At 54.7% G+C, this 8,046-nt stretch carries 7 protein-coding genes; 4 read left to right on the top strand and 3 right to left on the bottom strand.

Annotated elements, in window-relative coordinates:
* A partial coding sequence (locus ACP5VX_RS05405) for a DUF2070 family protein (RefSeq protein ID WP_428724869.1) occupies nt 1-1,617 on the top strand: 1,617 nt, incomplete at its 5' end.
* Nucleotides 1,618-1,741: 124 nt separating this feature from the next.
* Nucleotides 1,742-2,323, top strand: coding sequence for a TATA-box-binding protein (locus ACP5VX_RS05400; RefSeq protein ID WP_428724868.1), 582 nt, complete (start codon nt 1,742-1,744; stop codon nt 2,321-2,323).
* An 84-nt stretch (nt 2,324-2,407) separates the two neighbouring features.
* Here the strand turns inward: ACP5VX_RS05400 and ACP5VX_RS05395 are convergent, their stop codons facing one another.
* The 3 genes from ACP5VX_RS05395 to ACP5VX_RS05385 all read right to left on the bottom strand — a co-directional run bounded on the left by ACP5VX_RS05395 (nt 2,408) and on the right by ACP5VX_RS05385 (nt 6,145).
* Nucleotides 2,408-3,562 (bottom strand): zinc metalloprotease HtpX, encoded by a 1,155-nt coding sequence (locus ACP5VX_RS05395; protein ID WP_428724867.1) that lies wholly within the window; start codon nt 3,560-3,562, stop codon nt 2,408-2,410.
* Nucleotides 3,563-3,629: 67 nt separating this feature from the next.
* A complete protein-coding gene (locus ACP5VX_RS05390; protein ID WP_428724866.1) occupies nt 3,630-4,187 on the bottom strand; it encodes a hypothetical protein in 558 nt (185 codons plus the stop codon).
* 5 nt (nt 4,188-4,192) lie between these two features.
* Complete coding sequence (locus ACP5VX_RS05385; RefSeq protein ID WP_428724865.1) at nt 4,193-6,145, bottom strand: S16 family serine protease; 1,953 nt, start codon at nt 6,143-6,145, stop codon at nt 4,193-4,195.
* Nucleotides 6,146-6,328: 183 nt separating this feature from the next.
* On the opposite strand from ACP5VX_RS05385, the gene ACP5VX_RS05380 reads away from it, so the two are divergent.
* Together ACP5VX_RS05380 and fba are read left to right on the top strand one after the other, a co-directional pair.
* Nucleotides 6,329-7,009: a dolichol kinase gene (locus ACP5VX_RS05380; protein ID WP_428724864.1), complete on the top strand. Its 681-nt coding sequence runs from the start codon at nt 6,329-6,331 to the stop codon at nt 7,007-7,009.
* Nucleotides 7,010-7,139: 130 nt separating this feature from the next.
* Nucleotides 7,140-7,952 (top strand): class I fructose-bisphosphate aldolase, encoded by an 813-nt coding sequence (fba, locus tag ACP5VX_RS05375; protein WP_428724863.1) that lies wholly within the window; start codon nt 7,140-7,142, stop codon nt 7,950-7,952.
* The last annotated feature ends 94 nt before the right edge of the window (nt 7,953-8,046 follow it).

The raw sequence follows: 8,046 nt of genomic DNA, 5'->3' as shown, positions 1-8,046 counted from the left end.
CCGCACTGGAAAGTACTCGCGGCGGTTATCGTAGTTTTTCTGGTGGCAATAGTAGTCTTGATGGGGCAGGGGTCGTTGCCATTTTTGACGTACTTCGCTGTCTCCCTCCTTGTACTGTACGTTTACTCGCGCCTCTCAAAAGGGACGGTTTTCTGGAAACCTAAGAGGGTTTTGGGGCTGTCCCTCACGGCCCTAATATACGTCCTCATATACGCCTGGCTTTTAGGGAGCTGGGTAGTAGCGGCGGTGGCGTCTGCGTCCCTCCTATCCGTAGTGGTCTTAAGCCTTGATGGAACAAAGCTCGTGCGATACACCGTCCCCGTCGCGATCTCGTCGATTTCCGTCTCCCTCTACACCGTACTCACTACGTTGAAGAAGGGCCTGATAGCCTACGCGCTAGTAGGGGCCGTTGTAGTCGCCGCATTAGACTACGTGGTGTATAGGGTGATCAACAGAAGAAAGGTTGGAGGCTACGGTGCCGCAGACATCGGCACGCTATTCTTGAGGAACTGGCTAGACCGGGACAGGTCGATAGAGGAGTTTTTCGAGAGCGTCGGCTCGCCTAGGGACGTAGACCTCGCTGTACTCAGGTCGGGGGACACTCTCCTCGTCTATACTAGTCTACACTACGGCCCGTTCTCCAATGTAGGAAGCAGTCTCCTACCCGAAGAGCTCGAGAAGACTTTCTCCGAGAACTACAACGTCATCGTATTCCACGGCTTCGGTAGCCACGACCGCGATGTCGTGTCGACAAGGGAGTTAGCCAAGCTGAGACCCCAACTTGTCAAACTAGTGAACGAGGAGGGGGAGACTCTTCTCTACCACGGCGCTTTCGAGATAACGACGAGCGATAAGTGGAGGGTCCTCGGTTTAGTCTTCGACAAACTACTGCTCCTTACAGTGTCGAGACCCCACGTCGGGATCGACGACCTTCCATACTCCTTCAACCTGAAGTTAAAGGACATCGTGCTCAGAAGAATGAATAGCCACCTGCTGCTGGTGGAGTCCCACAACTGGGAGAGGGCTGGCAGGGTTGACACCAGCGGTTTAGAAGACGCCCTCGCGAAGGCGGTCGAGGCCGCCTGGGAGACTAGGAAGAGGGATCCCACGTGGCCCATGGTAAGGTCTATATCGGTTAACGTGGAAGCCCCCGGTGTAGTCAAAGGAGTGGCGAGGATCGTGGAGATCCGGGGTAGCGACGGCAGGGACCCGGTGCTCATGGTCTTCTTCAGGGGGAACAACATGGCGCCCGGGTCTAGAGACCGTCTGTTGAACGCCCTGGAGGGGGAGTATAACGGTCTTATAGAGGTCCTTACCAACGACGAGCATTCCGAGACCGGCGTCAGGGCTCACATAACTTACATCCCGGTGCACTTGACTGATGAGGCGATACTGCGCTTAAAAGACGGCGTTAAAAGACTCAAATCGAAACCCTTCTCGAGGGGGTTGTACATGGCAACGTCCACCGTGAAGCTGAGACTACTGAACAATGCCGCATACGAGCTAGTCTATTTACTCAAGAAGAGCTACCTAGAGACAACGGTTCTACTTCTGTTATACGTGTTCTTTCTATCCCCATTGTTATCAAGGATACTGCTCGCCCTGTTTCCGGCCTAGTTTGCGGGCTATCTGCTTGTACGCGTAACCATGCCAGCCGTGGAGAGGCACAGGGCTTGAATCAACCGTTTAATATGCTTAAATACCTTCACTACCAGATATCTTTCGTGATAAGGTGCTTTTAATGGAGTTTGTTGCAAGGCCTACGACGAGGATAGAGAACATCGTCGCTACTGTAATACTGGAGCACGGGATAGACCTAGACCTCCTCGAGTCAAAGATCCCAAACATCACATTTAGACCAGACCAGTTCCCCGGGCTGATATTCCGCCTCGACAAGCCTAAGGCGACCGCCCTCATTTTTAGGTCGGGCAAAATGGTTGTAACGGGTACGAAGAGCACCAACGAGTTGATCGAAGTGGTGAAGAGGATGATAAGGATCCTGGCGAGGCACGGTATAAGGATAACCGGTAAACCCAGGATTCAGATCCAGAACATCGTCGCTAGCGGGGACATCCACGCACTAGTAAACCTGGAGAAGGCCGCCTACATGCTCGAGGACAGCATGTACGAACCCGAGCAGTTCCCGGGCCTGATTCACAGGATGCGGGAGCCGCGTGTAGTTCTCCTGATCTTTAGTAGCGGTAAAATGGTTATCACGGGTGCTAAGGAGGAGAAGGAGGTAGAGGAGGCCGCCAAGAAGATAGCCCAGGAGCTCACAGACCTCGGGTGCATAATAGGTCCTAGGCTGGAGGAACAGGAATAAAACCTTTTCTTGTAAATATAGCACTCTAGTGATGAAGTGGGCAGCTTCGGAAAAAGAGATGAAGACCTCGAGCTCACACTGACTCTAGAGTTTCTCGAACCCTGTCGCTAGGCGGTCGAGGAACCTTATTCTCTTCGGGATGGGCGGGTGTGTGCTGAAGAACTCTTCGGGGCTGCTAGTCTGAGTCCTCCTCAGCTCGTCGATTACCTCGTCTATGTCAATGCCCGAGAAGTCGCCGGGGGGTCTAGGTAAGAAGGCTGGGTAGTAGGGGTTAGCGTAGGCCTCCGTGAAGGCGTATATGAACAGGGCTCTCAGCTTGCTCTCGCTCAGAGACGCCTTAGCGTACTTGTTGTAGCTGTAGTAGACGTGGAGCTTAGCCAGTGCTCTCTGCATGTTTCTAGCGCCAGCCACGCCAGCCCCGTGAGCGTCGGCGTAGTACTCCCTCAACCTGCTGAAGGCCAGCACCAGTATTTGCATGAGGAAGCTGAGGATGATAGCCGCGACCCCGGCTGCCAGGAACACTATACCCCCGCTACTCCTGTCTCTCCGCGAAGAAAGGCCCGAGTAGTAGAAGCTGGCTTGGACCAGCATAAGCCCGAAGTAGTACAGGACGCTGGGGATCAGCCCCATGAACAGCATTATAGCGTTATCGCCGTGTTTGTGGTGGCCTAGCTCGTGCCCTATCACGGCTTTCAGCTCGTCTCTACTGGTGATCCTAAGCATCTCGCTAGATACCGCAACCCACCTACCGGCGAGGAAGTTCCCGTAGGCAAACGCGTTGGGAGGCCCTTCAACCACCACGGCCTTCGGCGGCTTCTTGAAGCCTGCCTGGCGGGCCACCTCGTCCACCAGCCTCTGGAGGTCCTCGTCTCTACGGGCCCTGTACATGATGTTGATCATCAGCGGTGAGATCAGGTATGTTATCCCGTTTAGGATCAGGACCGTGAGGACCACGCCGAGAACTAGTGCGAGGCCGGTAGCCGGGTCGGCCTGGACACCTATAGCAGCTAGTACCAGCCCGGCGAGGAAGAGTAGGCCGGCTATACCACCAATTACTATGATAGCCCCTAGCAGGAACATCGAGGTTCTCAGGGAGAGTTTTCCACTTATTCTGCTCGCAAGTCTCGGTGCTATGACGTACGAGCCAAGAATCATGACCAACATGCCGAGGACGTAAGCTACCATTATAGAGAGCATTGCCAGGGGGTTGTACCACCACAGCCCGTAGAATATGTTCATCGCATCACCTGACCATCTCTAGAGATGGATTGCCTGGCGTATAAACCTGACAACAGTCTACGAGGTTTTACAAGGCACGAGGACTTCTCGCTGAGACGGATAGAACGAGTACCCAGCCTACTATACTCAACGTAAGCAGTGTAGATATGCTTATAGGGAACACGATGGAGGCACCGTAAAGCTCTGGTATGTTAGTGAGCTTGTACAACCTCAGGAGTACACCACCGAGGCCCATGTACCCTATGCTCATAAATAGAAATGAGAGAGGGATTAGTGCCAGCGACATAGACGTTACCACGCCGCCGACAAAACCGACTAGAACCACCGTGCTCAGAGGCCTCACTACGTGGTCGTCCCAGTACGACGACTTTAAGAAACCCCACAAGTAGTAGAGGCCGACTAGCTGGAGGAGAGAGCCCGCCTCGATGAGAGCAATGCCGGGTAGATAATTGAGGACCCCTATAGTTGTCGAGACCCTAAGAGCGTACATGACAATGTGTATAACCGAGGTCGCCGAGATCAGTATACCGGAAATCCAGGCTGGTAGGCCTGCTATAAAGAACAGGCTCGCCTTGAAAAGACTCCTGTACATGTTTACAGCTACGCTACGTTTGTCGTCTATCAACTCTCTCACCTAGGGTACCTCGTGCCCTTCAGAAGCAGGATTATGCCAATGACCAAGGAAACCAACGCTATGACGCTTATGATCACAGCCGTGGCCAAAGGCATTCTAGGAGAGACCGGCGTCTGGGTTACACCCCCAGTAGCCGTGGTTTGTAGAGGAGGTACAGTCGTGGTTGTCAGCGGAACCGGTGTTTCTGTAAAGGGTGAGATGTGGCTAGGCGCTCTAGCGCCTACCTGCTCGACTGCCTGCGAGTAAAGGATCGACATAGAGAACGCTGCCAGCGCCTCGTCCAACGAGGAGGCGTTCAAAGCTTCGAGGCCGTACTCGTAGTATATCTGTGCCATAATGGAGGAGAAGTTTGTGCTCGCCAAGAGGCAGAAGGCCTCGTCACCCACAGTTTTCACCAGGTCTCTCGTGATCGCCTGCCCTTGAGAGAACATCTGGTGGAGAGCCAGGCTAGAGTAAGCTGAGGCGTAGATGCTCAGCCCTATTAGGGCGAGTGTGTCGTTGTAATTTAATGCCTGCTGGGCGGCCGCGTAGTAGTCACTAGCCAGGGTGAGGCTGTCCACGCTTACGCCGGCCTCGCTAGAGAGAGTCTGTGCGTAAGGTACAGTAGTCGAGGCGAGAGAGTACAGGGTCATAGCCTGTTGGCTCACCAGGCTCTCGTTAACTAGGGGTCCCCCTTTCAAAGACTCGACGAGGCCCATCCAGTCGCTGAGTAACCTCGCCTCGCTGTAGGCGTAGGCCAGCAAATAGAGCTGGCTGGTTAGACTGGTCGAGTTGAGCGCGGTGTAGAGCAGTATCTGCGAGTCGTAGTACGAGGCCAGGTTGTCGATAAACGCCTCTAGGCCGAAGTACGTGAGACTGAATGGCTGTACCTTCTCGAAGAGACGGGACGCCTCGTTAATCGTGTCATTGACTTTTTTAACTATGTCATCGAAACTCAGCCTCCCGCTCAAGTACTGCGCGAGCCATAGAGCGTATGTAGAGTAGACGAGCGACCTGAACGCGAACGAGTTCGCTATTATATTCATGTTCAAGGCCGAGTAGTGGGTCGCGTTCGTCGCATAGTTTCTCGCCGTGGTTATTAACCGGGCGACGTAGTCGTAGTAGAGGGCATTCGCTGATATGTATTTCAGCATCGCCTGGGCCTGGTCTAGGTTGCTCGAAGTCTCGTTTAGAGTCTTAAACGTGACGTTATTCACGGTGTTTATTACGACATTAGGTAGGGCGATCTCGGCCTGCTTAGGGCAGGCGATAGAATAGCCCGTGAGGTACTGGAACGCCTCTCTGGCCGTCTTAACTTCTACCACGTTCACGCCTATCTCCTGCCCATACTTGACCAAGTCTATGGTGACGTAGGTGACACGCCTGATTATACCGAATGGCGTGACCGTCTGGTTGACAACGGGATACGTGTAGTACCTCTGCCCGTAGGGTATGAGGAACAGCGTGAAGCCCATACTTTTGGCCGCGTCCAATTTCTCCTTAATCCCGCCGACAGGGCCGATCGAGCCGTCCGGGTTGATCATGCCCGTCATTGTAGCGTACGGCTTAATAGTGGCGTTGAGGAAGAGGCTTAGGAATCCCACGGTCATAAGCCCGCTGGCACTCGGCCCGCCAACGACCGGCGCGCTCGCCTCCATCGAGACGAAGTAGTCGTAGTCGTAGAAGCTGGCACCACTAATGCTAGCGGCGACCCAAGCGGCAACGCGGGCTGCTGCTTGGGTGTCTAGCTCCGTCAGCGGTAGTGCGGAAAAGTAGACCCGCCCCTTACCCGGGTACGCGATGCTCAGTGTTATATTGGTGAGGATCCCGACACCGCTCGAGCTAACTGCCGGAGCGTGTATTACGACCGTCCTCACGTATTTGTAGTTGACTAGCTCCGAAGACGACACGAGAGGAGATATAAGTACTGCGACCAGCAAAACGAGGGCCACGATCCGCTCACTGGGCACAATACCACCTGGCTCAATTGTCGATCAAACTAAAACTAGCGCCCACTCGGTCTAATTAACCTGTTGTCTCGGGCTAGACCGGCCAGGCGGCAGGCATGTACGAGCTCACACGGTAACGGATAAGCTTTTATTTGCTGGCCCCTCTAAGCAAAACTTTGTGATGAAGGGATACACGGGTTGGGAATGGACCTGCTTAGCTCTCTGGTTCCACAGCGACCTGTAGCGGAGGTGGTTTACGCCCTCCTCTTACTGGGGCTTGTGTTAGCTAGCCTCTGGCTGACCAAAGTGCTCTACCGCGTACTCGTGCTACGAGGGGTCAAAAACAACGTGGCCGTCTACTACAACAGGAAGATCATACACATGCTGGCCGGGGGAGTTACAGCCGTCCTCACACCCTACCTATTCACGTCGCCACTGGTCCCGTTCATGTTTGCCCTGGCGTTGGCGGCTCTCCTGCTCATCCCTCACAGAAGAGGGCACCTACTTAGCTGGTTCCAGACGAGCGAGAACTGGTACGAAGTCAACTTCTGTCTAGCGTGGGGGGCATCCCTTCTAGTAGTGTGGGTGGCCACCTCAAACCCGTTCTACGCTGTAGTGCCGGCGTTGTTTATCTCTTTCGGAGACGCTGTTACAGGGCTTATAAGGAACCTGGTGTACGGTCGCAGGACAAAGTCGTGGCTAGGCAATATCGGCATGCTCGCTGTTGCGACGGTGATAGGCTACCAATACGCGGGTCTGCTAGGTGTTATAGCCGGTATAGCAGCCTCAGTAGTCGAACACTTCGAGTTCCCGCCCTACCTAGACGACAACGTCCTGATATCTCTCGTCTCTACACTAACGATCGTGCTCGGTTACAATCTGTGAGCTTGGTCTCCCTGCGAAGAGCCCTGCGCCCTCGCCACGGCCAGCGCCCATCCGTACGACATGACTATGTAGGGGGGCGATAGCAAGTTATTATGCTACGCCAGCCATACTCCACCATTGGGGACGGCGGTTGTACTCCCTGGTAGGAAAGAAACTGAGGCTCTCCAGGATCCTCAAGCAGGGTAAAGCAGTCGTTTTCGCCTTCGATCACGGCGTTGAACACGGCCCCTCGGACTTTCCACCCGAATCGATCGACCCTAGGAGTATAATCTCCAGGGTCGTAGAAGGGGGAGTTGACGCAATTATGATGCTGCCGGCTATGGCCTACCGTACATGGGATATTTGGGCTGGGAAAACAAGTCTGATAGTGAAGCTGACTAGTAAGACGAACCTGAGGCCGCCCGACGAGAGGCTTCGGCAGAGCGTCTTCGGCTTTTTCGAGGAGGCGATCGCTCTCGGGGCGGACGCTGTGGCCGTGACCGTGTACTGGGGTAGCCAGTTCGAGGACCAGATGCTCGAGAGGTGGTTCAGTGTAAAGGAGAAAGCGGACAGGTACGGGATCCCGTGCCTACAGCTGGCCTACCCTAGGGGTCCAAGTATCAGGAACATGTACGACGTCGAGGTCGTCAAGTACGGTGTGAGGGCCGCTATTGAGAGCGGGGCCGACCTCATTAAGACCTACTACACCGGCAGCGAGGCGACCTTCAGGGAGGTGGTTAAGGTGGCTGCTGGTACACCGGTCTTGATGAGCGGAGGGCCCGCTAGAGAGAACTTCCTAGACTTCCTACGCGACGTCGAGAGCGTTATGAGGGCTGGGGCCAGCGGTGTTGTGGTGGGCAGGAACGTCTTCAGGCACCCGCACCCCGAGAAGGCGGTCAAGGCTATAGCCGCGGTAGTCCACGAAGGCAGGACAGCGGAAGAGGCCTTCGAGCTGGTGAAGTAGTCTTGAGTAGCGAGAAGAACATAGACCTCGTGGCCGTCGGGCACGCCCTAGTCGACATAAGGCTCGTAGTAAGCGAGTTCCCCCAGCCAGACCA

The organism is Thermogladius sp. (assembly GCF_049970955.1).
Lineage (GTDB): Archaea > Thermoproteota > Thermoprotei_A > Sulfolobales > Desulfurococcaceae > Thermogladius.
This window is presented reverse-complemented; position numbering and strand designations above follow the sequence as displayed.

What these genes read in the sequence shown, in the direction of transcription:
- ACP5VX_RS05400 (WP_428724868.1), top strand. Translation starts at nt 1,742, where the DNA reads ATGGAGTTTGTTGCAAGGCCTACGACGAGGATAGAGAACATCGTCGCT.
- ACP5VX_RS05395 (WP_428724867.1), bottom strand. Translation starts at nt 3,562, where the DNA reads ATGAACATATTCTACGGGCTGTGGTGGTACAACCCCCTGGCAATGCTC.
- ACP5VX_RS05380 (WP_428724864.1), top strand. Translation starts at nt 6,329, where the DNA reads ATGGACCTGCTTAGCTCTCTGGTTCCACAGCGACCTGTAGCGGAGGTG.